The sequence below is a fragment of the Streptomyces sp. NPDC052012 genome (assembly GCF_040689265.1).
Taxonomy (GTDB): domain Bacteria; phylum Actinomycetota; class Actinomycetes; order Streptomycetales; family Streptomycetaceae; genus Streptomyces.
Genome location: NZ_JBFAXA010000025.1, coordinates 83,772 through 107,378 on the forward strand (window position 1 = coordinate 83,772; position 23,607 = coordinate 107,378).

General features: G+C 71.2%; 23 protein-coding genes. 7 read left to right on the plus strand and 16 right to left on the minus strand.

Annotated features, from left to right (window positions below):
* Positions 1-11 precede the first annotated feature (11 nt).
* Entirely contained in the window at positions 12-179 is a 168-nt protein-coding gene (locus AB0412_RS29815; RefSeq protein ID WP_003966491.1) for a DUF3117 domain-containing protein, read from the minus strand.
* Positions 180-561: 382 nt separating this feature from the next.
* On the opposite strand from AB0412_RS29815, the gene AB0412_RS29820 reads away from it, so the two are divergent.
* Positions 562-1,365 carry an enoyl-CoA hydratase-related protein gene (locus tag AB0412_RS29820; protein WP_366405697.1) on the plus strand — a complete coding sequence of 268 codons (804 nt, stop codon included), beginning with the start codon at positions 562-564 and terminating at the stop codon, positions 1,363-1,365.
* A gap of 23 nt (positions 1,366-1,388) precedes the next feature.
* Here the strand turns inward: AB0412_RS29820 and AB0412_RS29825 are convergent, their stop codons facing one another.
* A complete protein-coding gene (locus AB0412_RS29825; protein ID WP_366405698.1) occupies positions 1,389-1,976 on the minus strand; it encodes a DNA-3-methyladenine glycosylase I in 588 nt (195 codons plus the stop codon).
* Positions 1,973-2,335, minus strand: a complete 363-nt coding sequence (locus AB0412_RS29830; protein ID WP_366405725.1) for a DivIVA domain-containing protein — start codon at positions 2,333-2,335, stop codon at positions 1,973-1,975. The genes AB0412_RS29825 and AB0412_RS29830 overlap by 4 nt, the downstream gene beginning before the upstream one ends.
* A gap of 163 nt (positions 2,336-2,498) precedes the next feature.
* Here AB0412_RS29830 and folP point away from each other — a divergent pair, with 163 nt between their 5' ends.
* Positions 2,499-3,359: a dihydropteroate synthase gene (gene folP, locus AB0412_RS29835; protein ID WP_366405699.1), complete on the plus strand. Its 861-nt coding sequence runs from the start codon at positions 2,499-2,501 to the stop codon at positions 3,357-3,359.
* A gap of 104 nt (positions 3,360-3,463) precedes the next feature.
* Here the strand turns inward: folP and AB0412_RS29840 are convergent, their stop codons facing one another.
* Entirely contained in the window at positions 3,464-4,222 is a 759-nt protein-coding gene (locus tag AB0412_RS29840) for a TIGR00730 family Rossman fold protein (protein WP_366405700.1), read from the minus strand.
* A gap of 120 nt (positions 4,223-4,342) precedes the next feature.
* Positions 4,343-5,422, minus strand: coding sequence for a succinyl-diaminopimelate desuccinylase (dapE, locus tag AB0412_RS29845; protein ID WP_366405701.1), 1,080 nt, complete (start codon positions 5,420-5,422; stop codon positions 4,343-4,345).
* An 84-nt stretch (positions 5,423-5,506) separates the two neighbouring features.
* Here dapE and AB0412_RS29850 point away from each other — a divergent pair, with 84 nt between their 5' ends.
* Both AB0412_RS29850 and AB0412_RS29855 read left to right on the plus strand, forming a co-directional pair.
* Complete coding sequence (locus tag AB0412_RS29850; protein WP_366405702.1) at positions 5,507-6,487, plus strand: heavy metal transporter; 981 nt, start codon at positions 5,507-5,509, stop codon at positions 6,485-6,487.
* Positions 6,488-6,813: 326 nt separating this feature from the next.
* Positions 6,814-7,263 (plus strand): ATP-binding protein, encoded by a 450-nt coding sequence (locus tag AB0412_RS29855; RefSeq protein WP_366405703.1) that lies wholly within the window; start codon positions 6,814-6,816, stop codon positions 7,261-7,263.
* 176 nt (positions 7,264-7,439) lie between these two features.
* Here the strand turns inward: AB0412_RS29855 and AB0412_RS29860 are convergent, their stop codons facing one another.
* Together AB0412_RS29860 and fdxA are read right to left on the minus strand one after the other, a co-directional pair.
* Positions 7,440-8,534, minus strand: a complete 1,095-nt coding sequence (locus AB0412_RS29860; RefSeq protein WP_366405704.1) for a bifunctional succinyldiaminopimelate transaminase/glutamate-prephenate aminotransferase — start codon at positions 8,532-8,534, stop codon at positions 7,440-7,442.
* A 134-nt stretch (positions 8,535-8,668) separates the two neighbouring features.
* Entirely contained in the window at positions 8,669-8,986 is a 318-nt protein-coding gene (gene fdxA / locus AB0412_RS29865) for a ferredoxin (protein WP_167994178.1), read from the minus strand.
* 140 nt (positions 8,987-9,126) lie between these two features.
* Between fdxA and AB0412_RS29870 the strand changes: the two genes are divergently transcribed.
* Both AB0412_RS29870 and AB0412_RS29875 read left to right on the plus strand, forming a co-directional pair.
* Positions 9,127-10,176 (plus strand): GNAT family N-acetyltransferase, encoded by a 1,050-nt coding sequence (locus AB0412_RS29870; protein WP_366405705.1) that lies wholly within the window; start codon positions 9,127-9,129, stop codon positions 10,174-10,176.
* A 17-nt stretch (positions 10,177-10,193) separates the two neighbouring features.
* Positions 10,194-11,045, plus strand: a complete 852-nt coding sequence (locus AB0412_RS29875) for a transglutaminase-like domain-containing protein (RefSeq protein WP_366405706.1) — start codon at positions 10,194-10,196, stop codon at positions 11,043-11,045.
* 300 nt (positions 11,046-11,345) lie between these two features.
* Here the strand turns inward: AB0412_RS29875 and AB0412_RS29880 are convergent, their stop codons facing one another.
* From AB0412_RS29880 to AB0412_RS29895, 4 genes are all read right to left on the minus strand, one after another.
* Complete coding sequence (locus AB0412_RS29880) at positions 11,346-13,658, minus strand: hypothetical protein (protein ID WP_366405707.1); 2,313 nt, start codon at positions 13,656-13,658, stop codon at positions 11,346-11,348.
* 194 nt (positions 13,659-13,852) lie between these two features.
* Positions 13,853-14,266 carry a DUF6113 family protein gene (locus AB0412_RS29885; protein WP_366405708.1) on the minus strand — a complete coding sequence of 138 codons (414 nt, stop codon included), beginning with the start codon at positions 14,264-14,266 and terminating at the stop codon, positions 13,853-13,855.
* Complete coding sequence (mshB, locus tag AB0412_RS29890) at positions 14,263-15,132, minus strand: N-acetyl-1-D-myo-inositol-2-amino-2-deoxy-alpha-D-glucopyranoside deacetylase (RefSeq protein WP_366405709.1); 870 nt, start codon at positions 15,130-15,132, stop codon at positions 14,263-14,265. Before mshB ends, AB0412_RS29885 begins: the two co-directional genes overlap by 4 nt.
* Positions 15,133-15,200: 68 nt before the next feature.
* The gene (locus AB0412_RS29895; protein WP_030842840.1) at positions 15,201-15,395 is read right to left on the minus strand and encodes a hypothetical protein; all 195 of its coding nucleotides are present in this window, start codon (positions 15,393-15,395) and stop codon (positions 15,201-15,203) included.
* A 209-nt stretch (positions 15,396-15,604) separates the two neighbouring features.
* Here AB0412_RS29895 and AB0412_RS29900 point away from each other — a divergent pair, with 209 nt between their 5' ends.
* Positions 15,605-17,725 (plus strand): prolyl oligopeptidase family serine peptidase, encoded by a 2,121-nt coding sequence (locus tag AB0412_RS29900; RefSeq protein WP_366405710.1) that lies wholly within the window; start codon positions 15,605-15,607, stop codon positions 17,723-17,725.
* Between the two features lie 164 nt (positions 17,726-17,889).
* Here the strand turns inward: AB0412_RS29900 and AB0412_RS29905 are convergent, their stop codons facing one another.
* The 5 genes from AB0412_RS29905 to AB0412_RS29925 are packed head-to-tail and all read right to left on the minus strand — an operon-like array spanning position 17,890 to position 23,447.
* Positions 17,890-18,942: a dipeptide ABC transporter ATP-binding protein gene (locus tag AB0412_RS29905; RefSeq protein ID WP_366405711.1), complete on the minus strand. Its 1,053-nt coding sequence runs from the start codon at positions 18,940-18,942 to the stop codon at positions 17,890-17,892.
* The gene (locus AB0412_RS29910; protein ID WP_366405712.1) at positions 18,935-19,909 is read right to left on the minus strand and encodes an ABC transporter ATP-binding protein; all 975 of its coding nucleotides are present in this window, start codon (positions 19,907-19,909) and stop codon (positions 18,935-18,937) included. The genes AB0412_RS29905 and AB0412_RS29910 overlap by 8 nt, the downstream gene beginning before the upstream one ends.
* Positions 19,910-19,915: 6 nt before the next feature.
* Positions 19,916-20,893 carry an ABC transporter permease gene (locus AB0412_RS29915; protein WP_366405713.1) on the minus strand — a complete coding sequence of 326 codons (978 nt, stop codon included), beginning with the start codon at positions 20,891-20,893 and terminating at the stop codon, positions 19,916-19,918.
* Positions 20,886-21,809, minus strand: a complete 924-nt coding sequence (locus AB0412_RS29920; protein WP_366405714.1) for an ABC transporter permease — start codon at positions 21,807-21,809, stop codon at positions 20,886-20,888. The genes AB0412_RS29915 and AB0412_RS29920 overlap by 8 nt, the downstream gene beginning before the upstream one ends.
* Positions 21,810-21,815: 6 nt before the next feature.
* Positions 21,816-23,447, minus strand: coding sequence for an ABC transporter substrate-binding protein (locus tag AB0412_RS29925; protein ID WP_366405715.1), 1,632 nt, complete (start codon positions 23,445-23,447; stop codon positions 21,816-21,818).
* Positions 23,448-23,607 lie beyond the last annotated feature (160 nt).

Consider the following 23,607-nt stretch of genomic DNA (forward strand, 5'->3'; position numbering starts at 1 on the left):
TCGCTTGCGCGTCAGCCGACGACCTTCTTGAGGGCGTCGCCGAGTGCGTCGGCCTCGTCCGGGGTCAGCTCGACGACGAGCCGACCGCCGCCTTCGAGCGGAACGCGCATGACGATGCCCCGCCCCTCCTTGGTCACCTCGAGCGGGCCATCACCCGTCCGCGGCTTCATGGCCGCCATGCTCGTTCCCCTTCCTGAAACCCAGCTCAACCGTCTCAGCCGACGGCCCACGAAGGGCACCCGCGGTCCCTTTTCAGGCAGGACACACCGCACCGGCATCGAACACATTGCTTCCAGGCCATTATCCCGCATCTCGCGACCCGATGACCAACATCAGTCGGCATCGCTTGGGCAACGCGCGCGAGCAAAACCACTCAATTCGGCGATGTGGCTGCGATACTGCGCCGCCACACACAGTTCCGCGGAACGAAAACGAACAGGAATTGTTAGACGCAGGTCACATGGCGGCCGCGGTTCAGGGCCGGCGATCTCCGTCATGCTGTCTGCAGACAGGACGTACCGCCCGGTACGTGCCGAGCCGCCCACACGGAGGGGATACGCCATGGCCGACACCGTGCTCTACGAGGTGAGCGACGGACTCGCGACGATCACGCTGTACCGCCCGGAGGCGATGAACGCGCTGAACGTCGCGACGAAGGTCGCCCTCCGCGACGCGGTCCGGTCCGCCGCGGACGACGACGCCGTACGGGCCGTGCTGCTGACCGCGGCCGGTGACCGGGCGTTCTGCGTCGGGCAGGACCTCAAGGAGCACATCGGGCTGCTGGCCTCCGACCGGGAGAGCGGTTCGGGCCAGACGATGAGCACCGTGCGCGAGCACTACAACCCGATCGTGAAGGCGCTGGCCGCCGCGCCGAAGCCGGTGGTCGCCGCGGTGAACGGCGTCGCGGCGGGGGCGGGCTTCGGCTTCGCGCTCGCGGCGGACTACCGGATCGTGGCGGACACGGCGTCCTTCAACACGTCGTTCGCCGGGGTCGCGCTGACGGCGGACTCCGGGATCTCCTGGACGCTGCCGCGGGTGATCGGTCCCGGCCGGGCGATGGACCTGCTGCTGTTCCCGCGGAGCATCTCCGCGCAGGAGGCGTTCGAGCTGGGCGTCGTGAACCGCCTGGTCCCGGCGGCCGAGCTGCGCGCGGAGGCCGAGAAGGTGGCGCGGGGACTGGCCGACGGGCCGACGGTGGCGTATGCGGCGCTGAAGGAGTCGGTGGCGTACGGGCTCTCCCACTCCCTGGAGGAGACGCTGGAGAAGGAGGACGAGCTGCAGACCAGGGCCGGGTCGTCCGAGGATCACGCCATCGCTGTGCAGGCGTTCGTGAACAAGGAGAAGCCGAAGTACCTGGGCCGATGAGCTCGGGGCGGTAGCGCCGCCCCCTACGGGGCGCTTCTGGCCACGCAGGTTTCCAGGTGGTCGTCGACCAGGCCGCACGCCTGCATCAGGGCGTAGGCCGTCGTCGGGCCCACGAAGCGGAGGCCGCGCTTCTTGAGGGCCTTCGAGAGTGCGGTCGACTCCGGGGTGACCGCCGGGACGTCGGCCAGGGTCTTCGGGGCCGGGCGGGTGGACGGGTCCGGGGCATGGGACCAGATCAGGGTGTCCAGCTCGCCCGGCGCCCACTCGGCCAGCACTCGGGCGTTGGCGAGGGTGGCGTCGATCTTGGCACGGTTGCGGATGATGCCGGCGTCGGCCAGCAGGCGTTCGCGGTCGGCGTCGGTGAACTCCGCGACCGTGGCGATCTTGAAGTCCGCGAACGCGGCGCGGAAGCCGGGGCGGCGGCGCAGGATGGTGATCCAGGAGAGGCCGGACTGGAAGGCCTCCAGGCTGAGCCGTTCGAACAGGGCGTCGTCGCCGTGGACCGGGCGGCCCCACTCCTCGTCGTGGTACGTGATGTAGTCCGCGGTGGACAGGGCCCAGGGGCAGCGCGGGGCGCCGTCCGGGCCGGTGAGCGCGGCGCCGTCGCTCATCGCTGCTCGTCCTCCTGGCGCGGAGCGGGCTTGTCCATCGACACATGGGCCGCAGCGGCTCGCGCACCGGCCAGCGCGGACTCCAGGTCGGCGATTCTGGCGTCCCGCTCGGCGAGTTCGGCGCCCAGGCGGCCGAGGGCGTCGTCCACGTCGGCCATGCGGTAGCCGCGGGCGACGAGCGGGAAGCGGAGGCGGTCGACGTCCGCCCGGCCGACCGGCCGGTCCGGCGGCAGGGAGTCCTGAAGGCGCTCGGGAGCCGCCTCGGGCAGCGGGCCGTTCTCGCCGCCGCCCACCACGGCGAGGGTCACCGCGGCGACCACGACGGCGAGCGCGACGACCAGGAACAAGAACATCACCATCGCTGGATCCCCCATGGGCGGAATGGTCGGACGGGTCTGACGGGTCTAACGGGTCGGACGAGTCGGTGTCGGATGCAGGATCCGATTGTGTGGCTCCGATCGTGCCATGCGAGTCTGACAGTCGGAGGCGCAGGCCGGAACGCACGAGGAGAGGTCACAGGGGATGCTCAGGCTGGGCAGGCGGGAATTCGAGCCGCACGAGCCGGTGATCATGGCGATCGTGAACCGGACCCCGGACTCCTTCTACGACCAGGGTGCGACGTTCCGCGACGAGCCGGCCCTCGCACGCGTGGAGCAGGCCGTGGCCGAGGGCGCCGCGATCATCGACATCGGCGGGGTGAAGGCCGGGCCGGGCGAGGAGGTCACCGCCGAGGAGGAGGCGCGGCGAACCGTGGGTTTCGTCGCCGAGGTGCGGCGGCGGTTCCCCGAGGTCGTGATCAGTGTGGACACCTGGCGGCACGAGGTCGGCGAGGCCGTGTGCGAGGCCGGGGCGGATCTGCTGAACGACGCGTGGGGCGGGGTCGATCCGCGGCTGGCGGAGGTCGCCGCGCGGTACGGGGCCGGGCTGGTGTGTACGCACGCGGGTGGGGCGGAGCCGCGGACGCGGCCGCACCGGGTGACGTACGACGATGTCATGGCCGACATTCTCGAGGTGACCGTGGGGCTGGCGGAGCGGGCGGTGTCGCTGGGGGTGCCGCGGGAGTCGGTGCTGATCGATCCGGGGCACGACTTCGGGAAGAACACGCGGCACAGTCTTGAGGCGACGCGGCGGTTGGGGGAGATGGTGGCGACGGGGTGGCCGGTGCTGGTGTCGCTGTCCAACAAGGACTTCGTGGGGGAGACGCTGGACAAGCCCGTGAAGGAGCGGGTGGTGGGGACGCTGGCCACGACGGCTGTGTCGGCGTGGCTCGGGGCGCAGGTGTACCGGGTGCATGAGGTGGCGGAGACGCGGCAGGTGCTGGAGATGGTGGCGACGATCGCAGGTCACCGTCCGCCTGCCGTTGCCCGGCGCGGGTTGGCGTAGGGGCGCTGCCCCTACACCCACGCCAGGGGCTCCGCCCCTGGACCCCGCCTATGCCCACCCACCACCCGACTCGGTAAGTGAAAAAGTGGGCAAGGCGGGGAGAGCTACCGGCCCGCTTCCTTGGAGACCAGGGCGACTGCCTCCTCCACGTCGTCCGTGACGTGGAACAGGAGCAGGTCCTTCTCCGCTGCCTTGCCCTGGGCGATGACCGTGTGGCGGAGCCAGTCGACGAGGCCGCCCCAGTACTCCGTGCCGAACAGGACGATCGGGAAGCGCGTGACCTTCTGGGTCTGCACCAGGGTGAGGGCCTCGAAGAGTTCGTCGAGGGTGCCCAGGCCGCCGGGGAGCACGACGAACCCCTGCGCGTACTTCACGAACATCATCTTGCGGACGAAGAAGTAGCGGAAGTTCAGCCCGATGTCGACGTACGGGTTCAGCCCCTGCTCGAAGGGCAGCTCGATGCCGAGGCCGACCGAGATGCCCTTCGCCTCGCACGCGCCCTTGTTCGCCGCCTCCATGGCGCCGGGCCCGCCGCCCGTGATCACCGCGAAGCCCGCCTCCACCAGGCCCCGGCCCAGCCGCACCCCCGCCTCGTACTCCGGCGAGTCCACCGGCGTGCGCGCCGAGCCGAAGACGCTGATCGCGGGCGGGAGTTCGGCCAGTGTGCCGAAGCCCTCGATGAACTCCGACTGGATGCGCAGCACCCGCCAGGGATCGGTGTGCACCCAGTCCGTGGGAGCACGCTCGTCCAGCAGCCGCTGATCCGTGGTGCTCGACTGCACCTGGCTCCGCCTGCGCAGGACCGGGCCGAGCCGCTGTTCCTCCGGCGGCTGCTTCTTCCCCTGGGGGTTACCGGTAGCCATGTGCGCTCCCTCCGTCGTGCCAGGTCGTACCGCCTCAGCGTAGATCTACGCGGGTTACGTACGGGGGACGTCAGCATGTCCGCAGAACGCCGGCCTAAACGTCCGGGAGCGCCGGCCCCCTCACGTCGTCAGCCAGGACCGCAGCCGCTCCTCCCCCGCCAGGATCTTCGCGGTGTCGACGCGCTCGTCCCGCTTGTGGGCCAAGTGCGGGTTCCCGGGCCCGTAGTTGACCGCGGGGACGCCCAGCGCGGAGAAGCGGGAGACGTCCGTCCAGCCGTACTTGGGCTGGGGTGTGCCGCCCACCGCCTCGATGAAGGCCGCCGCGGCCGGATGGGACAGGCCGGGCAGCGCGCCGCCGCTGTGGTCGTCGACGACGAACTCGGTCACCCCGCAGTCGGCGAACACCTCGCGGACGTGGGCCACGGCCTCCTCCGGAGTGCGGTCCGGGGCGTAGCGGAAGTTGACGGTGACCACGCACTCGTCGGGGATGACGTTGCCGGCCACGCCCCCGGAGATGGCGACCGCGTTGAGGCCCTCCCGGTATTCGAGGCCGTCGATCACCGGGTAGCGGGGTTGGTAGGAGGCGAGGCGGGCCAGGATCGGGGCGGCGGCGTGGATCGCGTTGGAGCCCATCCAGCCGCGTGCGGAGTGGGCGCGCTCGCCGCTGGTCTTCAGCAGTACCCGGAGCGTGCCCTGGCAGCCGCCCTCCACCTGCCCGTCGGAGGGTTCGAGGAGCACCGCGAAGTCGCCCTCCAGCCACTCGGGGTGGGCCTCGGACACGTGCTTGAGGCCGTTGAGCTCCGCGGCGACCTCCTCGTTGTCGTAGAAGACGAAGGTCAGGTCCCGGTTCGGGGCCGGGACCGTGGCCGCGATCCGCAGCTGGACGGCGACGCCCGCCTTCATGTCGCAGGTGCCGCAGCCCCACAGCACCCCGTCGCCGTCGAGCCGGGAGGGCACGTTGTCCGCGATGGGGACCGTGTCGATGTGGCCGGCGAGGATCACACGCTCCGCGCGCCCCAGGTTCGTACGGGCGACGACGTTGTTGCCGTAGCGGTCGACCGTGAGGTGCGGCAGGGCGCGCAGCGCGGTCTCGATCGCGTCCGCGAGCGGCTTCTCGGTGCCGCTCACGGAGGGGAAGTCGACGAGCTGCGCGGTCAGGCGCGCGGCGTCCAGCGTGAGGTCAAGCGGGGTGTCGGCCATGCCGTCGACCCTAACCCGCCGGGGTCCCGGCCCACTGTCCACACCCGGCACACGAGCCCCCGTACTCTCCAGTACCTTGTACGCGTGCCAGAGTCGTCCCTTCCTTCCAAGCGTCGTGGCCGCCTCTTCCGCTTCGGGGCGGCCTTCGTGGTCCTGCTCGCGGTCGCCGGATACCTCGTGGTGCAGTACGTCACCGGGGGCGCGGGCGGACCGGGCTGCAAGGTCGTCTCCGCCGACGGCGACGGCGAGACGTACGAGTTCACGCCCGAGCAGGCGGTGAACGCGGCGACGATCACCGCCGTGGGGACCGCGCGTGATCTTCCTGAGCGTGCGGTGACGATCGCGCTGGCCACCGCGCTGCAGGAATCGACGCTGCGCAACATCGACTACGGCGACCGGGACTCCCTGGGCCTGTTCCAGCAGCGCCCCTCGCAGGGCTGGGGCACGCCGGAGGAGATCATGGACCCGGCGTACGCGGCGGGGAAGTTCTACGAGCACCTCGTGAAGGTCCCGGGCTACACGCGGCTGCCGCTGACCGTCGCCGCGCAGGAGGTGCAGCGCAGCGGTTTCCCGCAGGCGTACGCCAAGCACGAGCCGGACGCCTCCCTGCTGGCCGCCGCCCTCACCGGACGCTCGGCGGCCACCCTGACGTGTGCGGGCCGTCCCGCGGCGACCCGGGCGGCGGGCGCGGACGCGGTGCGGGCCGCGCTGGTGCGGGACTTCGGCCGGGACGTGCTGGAGCCGGCCGGTGCGGAGGTGGGCGCCGCCAGGACGCCGGCACCCTCCGCGAGTACGCCGGTGGACTCCGAGCCCGGGACGGTGACGCTGCCGGTCACCGGTGAGGACACCGCGGGTGCCGCCGGGCGGAAGGCGGGGCCACGGGGCTGGCAGCTGGCGCACTGGGCCGTGGCCAATGCCTCCGAGCTGCACATCGAGCGGGTGTCGTACGCGGGCCGCGAGTGGGTCGCCGGGAACACCCACAGCCAGTGGCGGGCGATCGACGGGAAGGCTTCCGCGGACGCGGGCGACGGCGCGGGGGCGGTCCGGATCACGACCGGGCAGTAGTGCGGCGGCTCACTCGCAGGAGTTAAGCGGCGTCGTGCACGGCTGACGGGGTGCGCAGGTATTCGTGTCCGCCCGTACAGGGGCCCGGGAAGCCTTGAAAACAAGCGGCTGAAGCGATTCCGCAAACCCTCCGCGAAGACACCCTTTGCCCGTCTTTATCCACAGCCGATAATGCGACGCATTGCCAACTCTTTACGTCGCTGCGCCGCAACCTTCCCGGGCTTCGAGCGGTAGTCACTGCGTCCGAGCCCGGAGATCAACAGCCAGTCGATCAACTCACGGGCCGGTCTGCACACTTCACCGTTCTCTCCCGTCGAAGGAGCACCATGTCCCTCCCCCTGACCCGTCGGATCGCCCGTGCCGCACTGCTCGTCGCTGCGGGAGCGGCTGCCGGGGTCGGTGCGGCCGGTTCCGCCAGCGCGGCTCCCGAGCTGCCGGCCAACCCGAACCTCGGCGGGCTGACCGCCCTGGACGGGGCGAACGTCGGCAACACCGTGGACGGCGCGGCGCAGAGCGTCACCGAGACCGCGGGTGACACCGGCGGCAAGGCGGTCAAGAAGGCGGTGCCGGCCGCGGGCAAGGCCGGCGGCAAGGCCGTCAAGAAGACCGCGCCGGTGGCGCAGAAGGCGGCCGGCGACACGGCCGGGTCGGCCGGGGAGGTCCTCGGTGACACGGCCGGTACGGCGGCGAAGGGCGGTGCGCTGCCGACCGGGTCGCTGACGAAGGGTGGCGTCTCGACGAAGGACCTGCCGGTCAAGGGGCTCCCCGTCGGCTGACGCCGGGTCTGGACGGAGAAGCGGGGTCTGGGGTGCTCCCCAGGCCCCGCTTTTCGTGTGTGCGTGTGCCTACGTCGGTGCAGTGGGCGTTTGTTCGCCGGGCACCCGGCGTTGGTGGCCGTGCCCACCCGTTGCGGAACGACTGCCCACGGCGGTCAGGCGGTAAGGGCGGGCGGTCACCGCAAGCGGTGCACCGCTGCCGCTACCCGTTCGTCCGTTGCCGTCAGGGCCACTCGGACGAACTTCTCGCCTGCTGAGCCGTAGAAGTCGCCCGGGGCTACCAGGATGCCCAGCTCGGACAGGTGGGCGACCGTGTCCCAGCAGGACTCGTCTCTCGTGGCCCACAGGTAGAGGCTGGCCTCGCTGTGCTCGATGCGGAAGCCGTGGTTCAGGAGGGCCTCGCGGAGGGCCGTGCGGCGGGCCGCGTAGCGCTCGCGCTGGGCGTGGACGTGGGTGTCGTCGCCGAGCGCCGCCACCACGGCCGCCTGGGTCGGCGCCGACGTCATCATGCCGCCGTGCTTGCGGATCTCCAGCAGCGGGCCGAGCACCGCCGGATCGCCGGCGAGGAACGCGGCGCGGTAGCCGGCGAGGTTGGAGCGCTTGGACAGGGAGTGGACGGAGACGAGGCCGTCGTAGGAGCCGCCGTTGACGTCGGGGTGGAGGACCGAGACCGGGTCGGCCTCCCAGCCCAGCTCGATGTAGCACTCGTCGGAGAAGACCAGGACACCGTGCTCACGCGCCCAGGCGACGATCCTCGTCAGCTCCTCCTTGGACAGCACCCGGCCCGTGGGGTTGGACGGGGAGTTGAGCCAGAGCAGCTTGAGGTTCGCCGGGTCCAGGTCGGTCGGGTCGTCGTAGGCCTCGTGGTCGGCGCGGGCCAGGCGGGCGCCGACCTCGTACGTCGGGTAGGCCAGGCGCGGGTAGGCCACCTTGTCGCCCGGGCCGAGGCCCAGCTGGGTGGGAAGCCAGGCGACCAGTTCCTTGGAGCCGACGATCGGCAGGACGTGGCGGTGGGTGACCTCGCGGGCGCCGAGCCGGCGCTCCACCCAGCGGGTGATCGCGTCACGCAGCTCCGGCGTGCCCCAGACCGTGGGGTAGCCGGGGGAGTCCGCCGCGGCGATCAGGGCCTTCTGGATCGACTCGGGGACCGGGTCGACGGGCGTGCCGACGGACAGGTCGACGATGCCGTCGGGATGCGCGGCGGCCGTCTTCTTGTAGGGCTCCAGCTTGTCCCAGGGGAAGGTGGGCAGCCGGTCGGAGACTGCGGACACGGGTGCTGACTCTCTTTCTGCTACGGCGCCCAGTTCGGCAAACGCCTCGGTCCCGCGCGGCGATCGGGCGGATCGGGCCGTACGGGACCGAGGCGGCAGGTCTACGGGCCGGGCCGCCGGCGGCCGGCTCGGACTCAGGCCTGCGGTGGCAGCGCGGCGATCAGCGGGTGGTCCCGCTCGATCAGACCCAGCTTGCTGGCGCCGCCGGGCGAGCCGAGCTCGTCGAAGAACTCGACGTTCGCCTTGTAGTAGTCCTTCCACTCCTCCGGAGTGTCGTCCTCGTAGAAGATCGCCTCGACCGGGCAGACCGGCTCACAGGCCCCGCAGTCGACGCATTCGTCCGGGTGGATGTACAAGGACCGCTGGCCCTCGTAGATGCAGTCGACCGGGCACTCCTCGATGCACGCCTTGTCCTTCACGTCGACACAAGGCTGCGCGATGACGTAGGTCACGCTGTCGTTCCTCCTCGATAGGGCGCTGGCGGGCCTCCTCAGGCTCCGCCGCCTGGCGCGCGGGAGCGCGGCGTCGTCGATGCCCGCCCCTAGTATCTCCGTTCCTGGGCATGATCCGAACAGGAGGGGTGAACCGACCTGTGGAAATCTCTGCCGCCGGGCGCCTGGAGGTCCGTATCACCGCTGCTGACGTGGGAAAACGGGTCTCCGTACGGAGCTTGATCGAACATGGTCCCTCGGGTGAGAAGTTCACCGACACGGTCGGCGTTCTCACATCATGGGACCAGGGTGTGCTGCGTATCACACGAAAGAGCGGGGAAAGCGTCCACATCGCGGAGTCCGCACTGGTCGCGGGCAAGGTCGTGCCGGCCGCACCGGCGCGTCGACGAGGTCCTGCGGCGTCCTACGAGGAGCTGGCGCGGGTCGCGGCGCGGGCCTGGCGGCCCGTGGAGAGCGAGCGGCTGGGCGAGTGGGAGCTGCGCGCCGCCGAGGGGTTCACACGGCGGGCCAACTCGGTGCTGCCGCTCGGCGACCCCGGGATGCCCCTGGACGCCGCGCTGGACGCCGTGCGGCGCTGGTACGGCGAGCGCGGGCTGCCCGCGTACCTCCAGACGGCGACCGGCGCCGAGGGCACGCAGGAGCTGCTGTGCGCGGAGCTGGAGCGGCGGGGGTGGGTGCGTGAGGTGACCGCCGAGTTGTGGATCGGGGGGCTCGCGCCCCTCGCCGATCTGGGTCCGGAGCCGTCCGGGGTCGTGCTGTCGCGGGAGGCCGGCGAGGCGTGGCTGGCGCGGTATCGGCGCAAGGGCGTGAGTCGGGTCGCATTGCAGGTGCTCGGGGGAGGGCCGTCGGTGTGGTTCGCGACCGTGCCGGGGGACGCCGGGGTCCCGGCGGCCATCGGCCGGTGTGTCGTGGACGGGCGGTGGGCCGGGTTCGCGGCGGTCGAGGTGGATCCGGAGCGCAGGCGGCAGGGGCTGGCGACCGCGGTGATGGCCGCGCTGGCACGGCAGGCGCTCGCGGAGGGGGCGTCGGCGGCCTGGCTCCAGGTCGAGGAGGACAACGGGGGCGCGCGGGCGATGTACGAGCGGATGGGCTTCATGGCGCATCACGCGTATCACCATTACCGGGAGCCCCTGGCCGGCACGGCGCCGTCCGCGGAATCGTCGGCTCCGGCCGGTAGCGGATCGCCGTGACAGGGCACGAACGGGGCATGCGTTCCCCCCATCCCCCACCGCCCGAGCGCTCCGCCGAACTGCGGCGGCGGTTCGCCGAGGAAGCCCGCTGCGAGCGGCCCGATCTGTCCACGCTGTGCCTGCTGGTGGGCGCGGAGGCGGACGGGACGCTGGACGAGGCGGGCATGGACGCCGCGGAGATCGAACTGGACCGGCTGGCCGGGCTGCTGCCGTACCGGCCCGGTACGCCTCTCGCGTGGGCGCAGGCGCTGCGGGATCTGCTGGGTGAGCGGTGCGGCTTCCACGGCACCCCGGGCGACTACCGGCGGCTGGAGTCCTCGCTGCTGCACGAGGTGCTGCGGCGCAGGCGTGGGCTGCCGATCCTGCTGTCGGTGGTGTGGATGGAGGTCGCCCGGCGGGCGGGGGCGCCGGTGTACGGGGTCGCCCTGCCGGGGCACTTCGTGGTCGGCTTCGGGGAGGCGGAGCAGCAGGTGCTGGCCGATCCCTTCGACGGGGGCCGGGTGCTGACCGGGGCGGATGCGGAGTTGCTGGTGGTGGGGGCGACAGGGGCGCCGCTGGATGCGTCGATGTTGCGGCCGGCGGATCCGCTGGATGTCGTGCTGCGGATCCTGAACAACGTGCGCGCGTGGGCGGCGGCGCGGCCGGAGCGGTCGGAGGTGGCGATGTGGGCGGTGGATCTCTCGCTGCTGCTGCCTTCGCATCCCGCGCGGTTGAGGTATGAGCGGGCGCAGTTGCTGGTGCAGCGGGGGGAGTTTCTGGAGGGGGCCGCTGAGTTGGAGGCGTATGCGGAGGTGGTGGCTGCGGTGGACGAGGCGGCGGCGGTGAGGGTTCGGGGGCAGGCTCATGCGGCGCGGGCGATGTTGAACTGAGCGCCCCAGGGGCTGCTTGTCGTGGTTGGCTGCGGGTGCGTTGTGGCTGGTCGCGCCCACGCGGCGGAGCCGCATATGGATAAAGTCCCGCGCCCCTTGGCCGGCTGCCCCTGGCGCAGTTTCCAAGCCGGCCCTTCTCCCGAGCCGTCCTCACCGCCTCCGTTCTGTTCCTGCCGCCGGTTGGACTCGGCCGGTTCGGCGTTGCCCATGGCGGTGCCGCCGACGCCGCCCAGGCTCCTCGGTGCGGTACTCCGGTCCGGGGGATGACGCACGTCATGTCACGCCCCCGGTCGGTCCGGATCAGCTGGGGTCGGTCTCGATGACCGCCACCCGGTCGGTCTTGCTCTTCAGTGCCTGGCGGAGAGCGCCGTAGACGTCCTCGGGCGTGACGGGCGTCTTCTCGCCGTTGGCGCGGGTGATGAGCACGCCGTCGAACGCCCCGCCGTAGAGCTGCTTCAGGGCGTTCAGGTCCGGCTTCTCGACCAGCTTGCCGTCGACCGCCGTCACCCTGAGGAACTTCCACAGGGACTTCTGCGGGCTCATCGGCACGGGCTGTGCCCCGTCCGCCTGCACGGTCACGTTGGCCGACATCGCCGGCTCGGCGAACTCCTTCATCATCCGGTCGACCTCGGCCTTGGACACCGTGGGCTGCCGGGTGGTGGTGGCGACCGGTACCGGGGCGGACGTGCCGGTCTCCACCTGGGTGCGGTACGCCTCCTCCACCGCCTCGGTCGACTTGTCGACGTCGATGCCCTGGCCGGCCTTGCCGTAGACGGGGACGGCCTTGCCCGACACGAACTTGATCGTGCCCTCGGTCATCGAACCCGCGTCACCGGCGACGTCCTCGAGCGCGGCGTGCAGCTTCTCCTCGTCGACGGGGATGACCGGGTCGACGACGCGCTGGTTGCCGAAGAGGGAGCCGATCACGGAGACCGGGTTGTAGTCGCTCCCCGCGGCGGCGTCGACGGTGGCGTCGGTGTCGAGCTGGAGTCCGGCGTTGTCCGGCTGCAGTTCGACGGTCTTGCCGGCGACCTGGAGCTTGAGCGGCTTGTTGAGGCGTTCGGCGAGGGCGTCGTTGAGCTTCTTGACGGCCTCGTCGCGGGTGCCGCCGCCGATGTCGGCACCGAGGACGGTGGTGCCCTTGGGAACGTCGGAGTGGTTCATCAGCAGACCGGCGCCGTAGGCGACACCGGCGAGGGCGAACACGCCGCCGCCGACCAGGGCGAGCTTGTTGCGCCCCTTCTTCTTCGGCGGCTTCGAGGAGCTCGCCGGGGGCGGGGAGACCGGCTCGGGCAGCTTGGGGGGCGTGTGCGGGAGGGGGCCGTCGGTGGGGGCGCCGCCGCCCGCGCCGAAGGCCGCGCCCGGCGGGACGACCGGGATGCCGCTGGTGACGGTGTGCCCGGAGACGTTGTCGTGCCGGGGGTAGCCGGGAGTGCCCTCCGGGGCGGGCGCCTGCGGGGTGAGGATCGCGGTGTCGTCGCTGAGGCCGGCGCCCGGGGCACCCGGGTTCCCGGTCCCGGTAGCGCCGGACTGGGGCGGGGGCTCGGGGAGACCGGCCGGCGGGATCACCGGGCCCTGGCCGGTGACCGGGCCGGAGGTGGGTCCGGCGGGTGTCCGACCGCCGTAGCCGGGCCGGTCCGGCTGCTGTCCCGGCTGCCCGGGGCGGCCGTCGGTGCCGCTCTGGCCGCCGTGGCCCTTCTGGTCGCCGCGTCCGCTGCCCGTGCCGTCCTCGGTGAAGTACGGCAGGTCGTCGCGCCGGGGCTCGCTACCGCCGCGAGTGCCGCCGGTCAGCGCCTCGGTGACGTCGAAGGAACCGGTGCCGCCGCCGTGCCCCGGGGCCACGGGTCCGCCGGTCGCGCCGGGGAGTCCGGAGCCGGGACGGGTGCCCGCGCCGGTGCCGGTGCCGGGTGCGGAACCGTTCGTGCCGCCGCCCGGCCGGGAGCCGCCGGGCACGTTCATGGCACCGACCACGCCGCCGGGACGTCCGCCGCCGGGACGTGCACTGCCTGGCGCACCGGCGGGGCCGGGGGCGCCCGGTGCCGCGGAGCCGGCCGCTCCTGCACCCGAACCGCTCGGCGCATTCCCGGCATTGGCGGAGGAACCACCCGTACCGGCCTTGGCGGCCGCGGACTTGCGGGGCGCGAACCAGTCGCTGGTCGACTTCTCCTCGGCCGTCTGCTGCCCGGCCGAGGACGAGGCACCGGCGGACGGCTGCGTGGACTGACCGGGCTGACCGGACTGACCGGACTGACCCGACGGTGCGGCGGGCTGTGCGGGCCGACCGGGCTCGGCGGGGGCCGTGCCGTTGCGGGCTGACGCACCGGAACCCGGCGTGGGGGTCGCGGTGTCGGTGCCGGCCTTGCCCTTGGCGTCCGTGACGGGCTTGCGCACGACGACCGGCGGGATGGGCCGCGATCCGGGGATGTTGATCCGGATCCGCGTCGTCAGCGTGGTCTCGGTCTTGCGGTCCTCCGGGCGCGCGGCCGCACGGCCGCCCGCGCCCGTGCCCTCGTCCGGAACCGTCGGGGTCCCGTAGGGCGGGGTGCCCGACGGGTACGCGGCTCCGCCGTGCCCGTTGGGCCCGGAGGACGGAGTGTCAGTTTCACGACTCAAGGCAGGTTCTCCCGGTTGGCTCCGCCGCCCGTCACGACCTCACGGTGGGGGTCCCCCCAACTCGGGCGAAGCCGAGGGCTTGGGGGAGGCTCGGCGGCGCGCACCACCATACTGTCCACGTCCGGCGCGTATCCCAGGACCGCTGGGGAAAACCACACCGGACCCGCACTGCCATCACCCGGCGAAGTGGTACGTCACTTGCCAAGTCGGGCGGGACCGTCGTGAGGTTGCCGCCCCGGGGCGAGCGTGGCGCAGATCACAGCAACACCGATGCCGCCGAGCAGGAAGAGATACGAGCCGCTGCCCGCGGCGAACAGGAAGTCGCCCTCCGGACGGCTGGTGGTGAGCAGGATGACGGCGAGCATCCAGCCACCGGCGGCAGCGGCGGCAGCGGCACGGCCGCGCAGGGCACGGGCGGCCCCCAGGCACAGCCCCGCCTCGGCAGCGAGGGCGAGCAGCAGCCCGCCCGGGAACCACCCCGGCTGCACGAGCGCCCCGGCGACGCCGACGACGGCGCCGAGCACGAACAGCCCCAGATACGCGGCGATCCGCGTGACGGACGGCGGACGCAGCGGCTGCGCGAGCAGGGGCGTACGGTCGCCGCTCATGATGCCTCCCCGATCCCGGCGAACAGGTCGCTCTCCCTCGTTTCGGACGCGTCAGGACGCTCGCCCCGTACCAACTCGTAGTACTCGGTGGTGAAGAGGGGCTGCGCGAGCTCGTTGGAGAGGACGAAGTACGGCTCGGCCACGGTGATCTGGGTGGCGTGGGCGCGCATCGCGGCGGCCTTGGCGGCAGCGGCGTGCCCGGTGCCCTCGACGGCGGCGGTGATCCGGTCGTCGTTGACGACGCCGGGTACGTCGTCGATGGTGGCCGCCTTGTCGAAGGGCAGGCCGGGCAGGTCGCCCTGGAGCCGGGCGAAGGCCTGCTCGGCGACGGAGCGGGGCACGCGGTTCCAGTAGACCTTGGGGATGCTGTACCCGGTGTCGGCGGCGAGTTCGACGCCCCGCATGGCGACGCGGTGCGCCTGGATGTGGTCGGGGTGGCCGTATCCGCCGTTGTCGTCGTAGGTGACGAGAACCTGCGGGCGGACGTCCCGGATGACGTCGGCAAGCAGGCCGGCGGCCTGATCGACGTCGGCCTGCCAGAAGCAGCCGGGGTCGTCGTTGTCGGGCAGCCCCATCATCCCGGAGTCGCTGTACCGCCCGGCGCCGCCGAGCAGCCGGAAGTCCTCGACCCCGAGGGCACGCATGGCCTCGCTCAGCTCGCGGAAACGGTGCTGCCCGAGGGCGGCACCGCTGAGGTGGGCCAGCTCGGGCGGGATGACCTCACCCCGCTCACCGAGCGTGCAGGTGACCAGCGTCACATGAACACCCTCGGCGGCATAGCGGGCCATGGTCACACCGTTGTTGATCGACTCGTCGTCCGGGTGCGCATGCACCAGCAGCAGACGCCGAGCGGGCAGTTCCGTCATGGGCCCAGCCTACGAGGTGACCACTCCCCCGCCGTCGCCCTGGTGGCGCGGCGGACTGCTGGCTCACCTCAGAACTTGATGCTGCCGATCATGCCCGCGATGTTCGTCGTCAGCTCGTTGATCGTCGGAGCGACGGTGGACGATGCGAGGTAGAAGCCGAGGAGCATGCAGACGATCGCGTGGCCGGCTTTCAGGCCCGACTTCTTGATCAGCAGGAAGACGATGATCGCCAGCAGCACCACCGCCGAAATCGAGAGTGCCACGGCGGCTCACCTCCAAGGGTCCAAGGCGGGGGGCAGACAAGTCGACGCAGTCATCGACACAGCCATCGATGCAGTTGTCGACACAGATAAATCCACTTGTAGGCCAGCAGGTTGATACCCACTATGCGCTAGCGATCATAACTATTCGTACGTGCGCATCGATCGGCGCACGGCCGCACAAGGGGGCGCATGGCCAATATGGTCAGGGCATGACGACCGAGACCGACTCCTTCCCCCGACGGCACGCCCGTACCCAGCGCTTCACGCTCGGCGCGCCGCGTTCGTTCACCGTGGCGCCCGACGGCTCCCGTGTCGTGTTCCTGCGCTCCGGTTCCGGTACGGACCGGGCGAACTCGCTGTGGGTCCTCGACACAGGGGAGGGCACGGAGCGCGTCGCGGCCGACCCGCGCGCCCTCCTCGGCGGCACCGAGGAACACCTCTCCCCCGAGGAGCGGGCGCGGCGTGAGCGCAGTCGCGAGGGTGGGGCCGGCATCGTCTCCTACGCCACCGACGCGGCCGTCGAGTTGGCCTCTTTCGCCTTGTCAGGGCGGCTTTTCGCGGCCGAGCTGCGAGCCGGTACCGCACGTGAACTGCCCGTCGCCGGGCCGGTGATCGACCCTCGGCCCTCCCCCGACGGACGGCATGTCGCCTACGTCGTCGGCGGCGCCCTGCGGGTCGTCGGCGCCGAGGGGGCGGACGACCGCGCACTCGCCACGCCCGACGGCGACCACGTCACCTACGGCATGGCCGAGTTCATCGCCGCCGAGGAGATGGGGCGCTCGCGGGGCTTCTGGTGGTCCCCGGAGTCGGACCGGTTGCTCGTGGCGCGCGTGGACGACACGCCGGTGAAGCGGTGGTGGATCTCCGATCCGGCGCAGCCGGAGCGTGAGCCGAGCCGCGTCGCCTACCCCGCCGCGGGGACCGCGAACGCCGACGTACGGCTGTTCGTGATCGGGCTCGACGGGGTGCGTACGGAGGTCTCCTGGGACCGCGCACGGTACCCGTATCTCGCGCGAGTGCACTGGTCGGAGGCGGGTGCCCCGCTGCTGCTCGTACAGGCGCGCGATCAGCGCAGCCAGTTGATCCTGGCCGTGGATGCCGACTCCGGGGCGACCAGGATGGTGCATGCCGACGAAGATCCGACTTGGCTTGATCTTTTCCCCGGAGTTCCGTGCTGGAGCCCCTCCGGGCAGCTGGTGCGGATCACGGACGAGGGGGGCGCGCGGCGGCTCGCGGTGGGCGAACGGCCGCTCACCGGGCCGCAGTTGCACATCCGGGCCGTGCTCGACGTGTCCGACGACGACGTGCTGGTCTCGGCCTCGGCGGGCGAGGAGGCGGCCGAGCCGGAGATCGGCGAGGTGCACGTGTACCGGGTGAACGAACTGGGTGTCGAGCGGGTGTCGCAGGAGCCCGGTGTGCACTCGGCGGTGCGGGCCGGGGACGTCACGGTACTGGTGTCCGCGACACCGGATCGGCCAGGTTCGCGAGTGCGGGTCCTGCGTGACGGGAAACCGACCGCGACCGTCCTGTCGTACGCCGAAGATCCCGGTATGTCCCCCAGGGTGACCCTGACCCACGGGGGCGCACGCCGTATCCCGTGCGCCGTGCTTATGCCCCGGGACTACGCCGGTGACGGCCCGCTGCCCGTGCTCATGGATCCGTACGGCGGGCCTCACGGTCCCCGGGTCCTGGCCGCGCACAATTCCCAGCTGACCTCCCAGTGGTTCGCCGACCAGGGTTTCGCGGTGGTCGTCGCCGACGGCCGGGGTACGCCTGGCCGCTCCCCCGCCTGGGAGAAGGCCGTCCACCACGACTTCACGCTGTCCCTGGACGATCAGGTCGAGGCCCTCGAAGACCTGGCGAAGTCCCACCCCCTCGACCTCTCGCGGGTGGCGATCCGCGGGTGGTCCTACGGCGGCTACCTCGCCGCGCTGGCCGTGCTGCGCCGGCCCGACGTCTTCCACGCCGGGATCGCCGGAGCACCGGTGACGGACTGGCGGCTGTACGACACCCACTACACCGAGCGGTACCTCGGCGACCCGGCCGCACATCCGGCGGCGTACGTCAGGAGTTCCCTGGTCACGGACGAGGGGCTGTCCTCCCCCGCCGAGCCGCACCGGCCGCTGATGATCGTGCACGGGCTCGCCGACGACAACGTGGTCGTCGCGCACGCCCTGCGGCTGTCCTCCGCACTGCTCGCCGCCGGCCGGCCGCACGAGGTGCTGCCGCTGTCGGGGGTCACGCACATGACCCCGCAGGAACAGGTCGCGGAGAATCTGCTGCTCCTCCAGGTGGACTTCCTGAAGCGCTCCCTGGGGCTCACGGGCTGAGCGGCGCCCCGCACGCACGGCAGCGGGCCGGGACCCTCACAAGGGTTCCGGCCCGCTTACGGCACCCGCACGGCCGTACGCTGTTCAGCCTCGCGTGTCCGTATATCGGAACCGAGTCCGTGAAGTTGCGTGCGTGTTAACGCAGTTGGCGCGCAAATGTACGGCTATGCGAACGGCACCTCGGGCGGCACCACCTGCTTCTCCTCCGCGAAGTGGCACGCCGAGTCATGGGCCGCCGGGCCGCCCCTCGCGCGGAACTCGGCGAGGACCGCCAGCGCCGGCACCTCCACCGCGCACCGCTCCCGCGCCTTCCAGCAGCGGGTGCGGAAGCGGCAGCCGGAGGGGATGTTCGTCGGGGACGGGACGTCGCCGGTGAGGATGATGCGTTCGCGGTGTTCCCGGGCCTCGGGGTCGGGGACCGGGACCGCGGAGAGCAGCGCCTGGGTGTAGGGGTGGGTCGGGTGGTCGTAGATCTCGGTGTCCGTGCCGATCTCGACGATCCGGCCGAGGTACATCACCCCTACCCGGTCGGAGATGTGGCGGACGATCGACAGGTCGTGGGCGATGAAGACGTAGGAGAGATCGAACTCCGACTGGAGCCGGTCCATGAGGTTGATGACCTGGGCCTGGACGGAGACGTCCAGCGCGGAGACGGGTTCGTCGGCGACGATCACCTCGGGGCGCAGCGCCAGGCCGCGCGCGATGCCGATGCGCTGACGCTGGCCGCCGGAGAACTGGTGCGGATAGCGGTTGATGTACTCGGGGTTGAGGCCGACCACGTCCAGCAGATCGCGGACCCGCTGCCGCCGGTCGCCCTTGGGCGCCACCTCGGGGTGGATGTCGAACGGCTCCCCGATGATGTCGCCCACCGTCATCCGGGGGTTGAGCGAGGTGTACGGGTCCTGGAACACCATCTGGATGTTCCGGCGGACCGCCTTCAGCGCCCTGCCCGTCAGCCGGGTGATGTCCTCGCCCTTGTAGCGGATCGCCCCGGCGGTCGGCCGCTCCAGGTTCACCAGCATCTTCGCGACCGTCGACTTGCCGCAGCCGGACTCGCCGACGATGCCCAGGGTCTCGCCCCGGCGGAGCGTGAAGTCGACGCCGTCGACGGCCTTCACGGCGCCGACCTGCTTCTTGAAGACGATGCCCCGGGTCAGCGGGTAGTGCTTGACCAGGCCGCTGACCTCGAGAATCGGCTCGGCACTCGGCTCACCCATCCAGGCACTCCCTCCAGAAGTGGCAGGCGCTCCCCCGCGCCCCGGAGACCTCGTACAGCGGAGGTTCGTCGGTGCGGCACACGTCCCGGGCCAGGGGGCAGCGGGGGTGGAAGGCGCAGCCGGGCGGGATGTGCATCAGGTTCGGCGGCAGGCCCTTGATGGCGTAGAGCTCCTGGCCCTTCTGGTCCAGGCGGGGGATGGAGTCCAGCAGGCCGCGGGTGTACGGGTGGGCCGGCGCCTTGTAGATGTCGTGCACCGGGGCCGACTCGACGATCCGGCCCGCGTACATGACCGCGATGCGGTCGGCGACGTCGGCGACCACGCCCAGGTCGTGGGTGATGAGGATGAGGCCCATGTGGTACTCGCGTTGCAGTTCGGCGAGGAGTTCCATGACCTGGGCCTGGACGGTGACGTCGAGGGCGGTGGTGGGCTCGTCGGCGATGATCAGGGCCGGCTCCAGGGCCAGCGCCATCGCGATCATGATGCGCTGGCGCATACCGCCGGAGAACTGGTGCGGGTACTGCTTGACCCGCTCCCGGGCCGCGGGGATACGGACCCGGTCCATCAGCTCGACCGCCTTCGTGCGGGCGTCCCTGCGGGACATGCCCCGGTGGACGACGAACATCTCGCCGAGCTGGTCGCCCACGGAGATCACGGGGTTCAGCGACGACAGCGCGTCCTGGAAGATCATCGCCATCTCGGCGCCCCGGACCCTGCGGCGCTCCTCCTCCTTCAGCTTCAGCAGGTCCCGGCCCTGGAAGAGGACTTCCCCGCTGGTGATCCGGCCGGGCGGCATGTCGAGGATGCCCATGATCGCCTGGGCGGTGACCGACTTGCCGGAGCCGGACTCGCCGAGCACGGCGAGGGTCTCGCCCGCGTCGACGCCGTAGCTGACGCCGTTGACGGCCTTCGCGACCCCGTCCCGGGTGCGGAACTCCACGTGCAGATCACGCACTTCGAGCAGCACCCCGGCTCACCTCAGCTTCGGGTCGAGGGCGTCGCGCACCGCGTCGCCGAGCATGATGAACGCCAGGACGGTGATCGCGAGGGCGCCGGAGGGCCACAGCAGCGCGTGCGGGGCGTTGCGGACGTAGGGCGAGGCGGCGGAGATGTCGATGCCCCAGGACACGCTGGGCGGCTTCAGCCCGACACCGAGGTAGGACAGGGTGGCCTCCAGCGCGATGTACGTGCCGAGCGCGATGGTGGCGACGACGATGACGGGGGCGATCGCGTTCGGCGCGATGTGCCGCAGCAGCAGCCGGGAGTTGGAGGCGCCGAGGGCGCGGGCGGCCTGCACGTAGTCGTTCTGCTTGGCGGTGATGACCGAGCCGCGGGCGATGCGGGACAGCTGGGGCCAGCCGAGCAGCACGATGAAGCCGATCACGGGCCAGACGGTGTTGCTGGTGATGACGGACAGCAGCACCAGGCCGCCCAGGACGACCGGGATGGCGAAGAAGACGTCGGTGATGCGGGACAGGACGGAGTCCCACACGCCGCCGAAGAAGCCGGCGAGCGCGCCGAGGACGCTGCCGAGGACGGCGACGCCGAGGGTGGCGAGGACGCCGACGGCGACGGAGGTGCGGGCGCCGTAGACGGTGCGGGTGTAGACGTCGCAGCCCTGGCCGTTGAAGCCGAAGGGGTGGCCGGCCTGGGAGCCCTCCTGGGCCTTGGACAGGTCGCACTTCAGGGGGCTGCCGGAGGCGATCAGCGAGGGCCACAGGGAGATGACGACCAGGAAGAGGATCACCAGGCCGGAGACGATGAAGACCGGGTTGCGGCTCAGGTCGCGCCAGGCGTCGGACCACAGGGAGCGGGGTCTGCCCTCGGGTCCCGCGCCGTCGGGGCCGGGCTTCTTCTCCAGGGTCTCGGCCTCGTCCACACCCAGGTCCATGGTGCCGCCCATGCCGGTCCCCGCGATGGCTTGATCGGATGGGTAGTGCTGGTCAGGCATAGCGGATCCTCGGGTCGAGTACGGCGTAGAGAAGGTCGACGACGAGATTGCAGACCAGGAAGACCAGCACGAGGACGGTCACGAAGCCGACGACGGTCTGGGTGTTCTGCCGCAGGATGCCCTGGTAGAGCTGGTAGCCGACGCCGTGGATGTTGAAGATTCGCTCGGTGACGATGGCGCCGCCCATGAGGAAGCCGATGTCGGCGCCGATGAAGGTGACCACCGGGATGAGGGAGTTGCGCAGCAGGTGCCGGGTGATGACCCGGTGGCGGGGCAGCCCTTTGGCGATGGCGGTGCGGACGTAGTCGGAGCGCCGGTTCTCGGCGATGGAGGTGCGGGTCAGCCGGGTCACGTAGGCCAGGGAGACGGAGGCCAGGACCAGGCCGGGCAGGATCAGCTCGTCGAGGGGGGCCTCCGGGGAGACGGAGGGGCGGATCCAGCCCCATTTCACGCCGAGCAGCAGTTGCAGCAGCAGGCCGGTGACGAAGGTGGGCACGGAGATGACGACGAGGGTGAGCAGGAGGACCGAGGTGTCGACCGGGCGGCCCCGGCGCAGGCCGGTGACCACGCCGAGGGTGATGCCGATGACGATCTCGAAGAGGATGGCGACGACGGTGAGCCGGATGGTGACGGGGAACGCCGTCGACATCAGCTCGGTGACCTCCTGGCCGTTGAACGCCGTGCCGAAGTCGCCGGTGAAGACGTTGCCCATGTAGGTCAGGTATTGCTGCCACACCGGCTTGTCGAGGCCGAACTCGTGCCGGAGCTGGGCGGCCGTCGCCGGGTCGCAGCGGCGCTCGCCGCACAGGCCGGCGATGGGGTCGCCCATCACGTTGACCATGAGGAAGATCAGCAGCGTGGCCCCGATGAACACCGGGATCATCTGGAGCAGACGCCGGACGACGTAGCGTCCCATGGCGGCTCAGCTGACCTTGATCTCGCCGTAGACGGGGACGCTGAAGGGGTTGAGCTTGACGTTGGACAGCCGCTCGGACCAGCCGGCGCTGCCGTTCTGGTACCACAGCGGGATGGCGGCCATGTTGTCGCGGACGACCTCCTCGGCCTGCCGGAACAGGTCGATGGCCTTGGCGGTGTCGCTCTCCTGGTTGGCCCGGTCGATGAGGTCGTCGAACTGCTCGTCGGACCACTTGCCGTCGTTGGAGGAGGCGTTGGTGTAGTACAGCGGCTGGAGGAAGTTCTGGATCAGCGGGTAGTCCATCTGCCAGCCGGCGCGGAACGGGCCGCCCATCTTCCGCTGGGTGATCTGGCTGCGGAAGTCGGCGAAGGTGCCGACCGGGTTGCCGGTGCAGGCACGTTCGTTGTCGAGGGCGTTGTTGATGGAGTTGCACACGGCGTCGACCCAGTCCTTGTGGGAGCCGGTGTCGGCGTTGTAGGTGAGGGTGATCCGGCCGCCGGGCAGGCCGCCGCCCTCCCGGATGAGCTTCTTGGCCTCCTCCGGGTCGAAGTCGCAGGCGTCGCCGCACAGGCCGGCCTGGTAGCCGCCGTCCTCGCCGAGCACGGGTGAGGTCCAGTCGGTGGCGGGGGTGCGGGTCTTCTGGAAGATGGTCTCGGTGATCTGCTCCCGGTCGATCGCCCGGGACAGGCCGGTGCGGACCTTCTCCATGCCGGGCTTGTTCCAGGCCTCGTCGTAGAAGGGGAAGGCGAGGGTCTGGATGATGCCGGCGGGGGTGTTGAGGTAGCGGTCGCCCAGGTCGCTCCGCACGTTCTTCAGCTGGGAGGCGGGGACGTCGTCGACGAGGTCGAGATTGCCGGCCATCAGGTCGGTGTAGGCGGTGTTGTTGTCGGTGTAGACCTTGAGGTCGACGCCGCCGTTCTGGGCCTTGTCGTCGCCGGGGTAGTCGTCCCACCTGCGCAGGGACATCTGGGAGCCCTTGGCGTAGGAGTCGACCAGGTAGGGGCCGTTGCCGATGGGCTTGGCGACCCAGGCGTCGTGGTCGTCGAAGAAGGCGCGGGGCAGGGGGGCGTAGGCGTTGTAGCCGAGGGTGTCGGGGAAGGTGGAGAACTTCTGAGTGAGCTTGACGGTGAAGGTGCGGTCGTCGACGACCTTCAGCCCGGAGAGGGTGTCGGCGCTCTGCTCGCCCTTCTCCGGATGGACCTTGTCGTAGCCCTCGATGTAGCCGAAGAAGTACGCGTTGCGCTGGTTGTTCCTCAGGCCGGCGCCGTAGTTCCAGGCGTCGACGAAGGACTGGGCGGTGACCTTCTCGCCGTTGCTGAAGGTCCAGCCGTCCTTGATGGTGATGGTGAAGTTCTGCGAGTCGCTGGTCTCGATCCGCTCGGCGAGCATGTCCTGGGCCTCGCCGGTCTCCGGGTCGTAGCGCTTGAGCCCGCGGAAGATCATGTCGAGGACCTTGCCGCCCTGCACCTCGTTGGTGTTGGCGGGCTCCAGCGGGTTCTGCGGGTCACCCCAGGAGGCGCTCAGCACGGCCCCGGCGTTCGCGCTCCCGCCGCCGCTGTCCCCGCCTCCGCAGGCGGTCGCCGCGAGAGCGACGGCCATCGCACCGACGACCCACCTGGCGTGCGTGGCTCCACGCATGGAGTGCCTCCTCGTACGTGCACCTATCGATCCCTGAGGGTTCAATATCAACGCAAAAGGTGCACATCGCACACGTACGACGCCTGTCCGGGGCGGATTACGGGGCGGACTCCCACCATATGTACGTATCGCCGGGGCGGCCGTGCGGACCGTGCCCCGA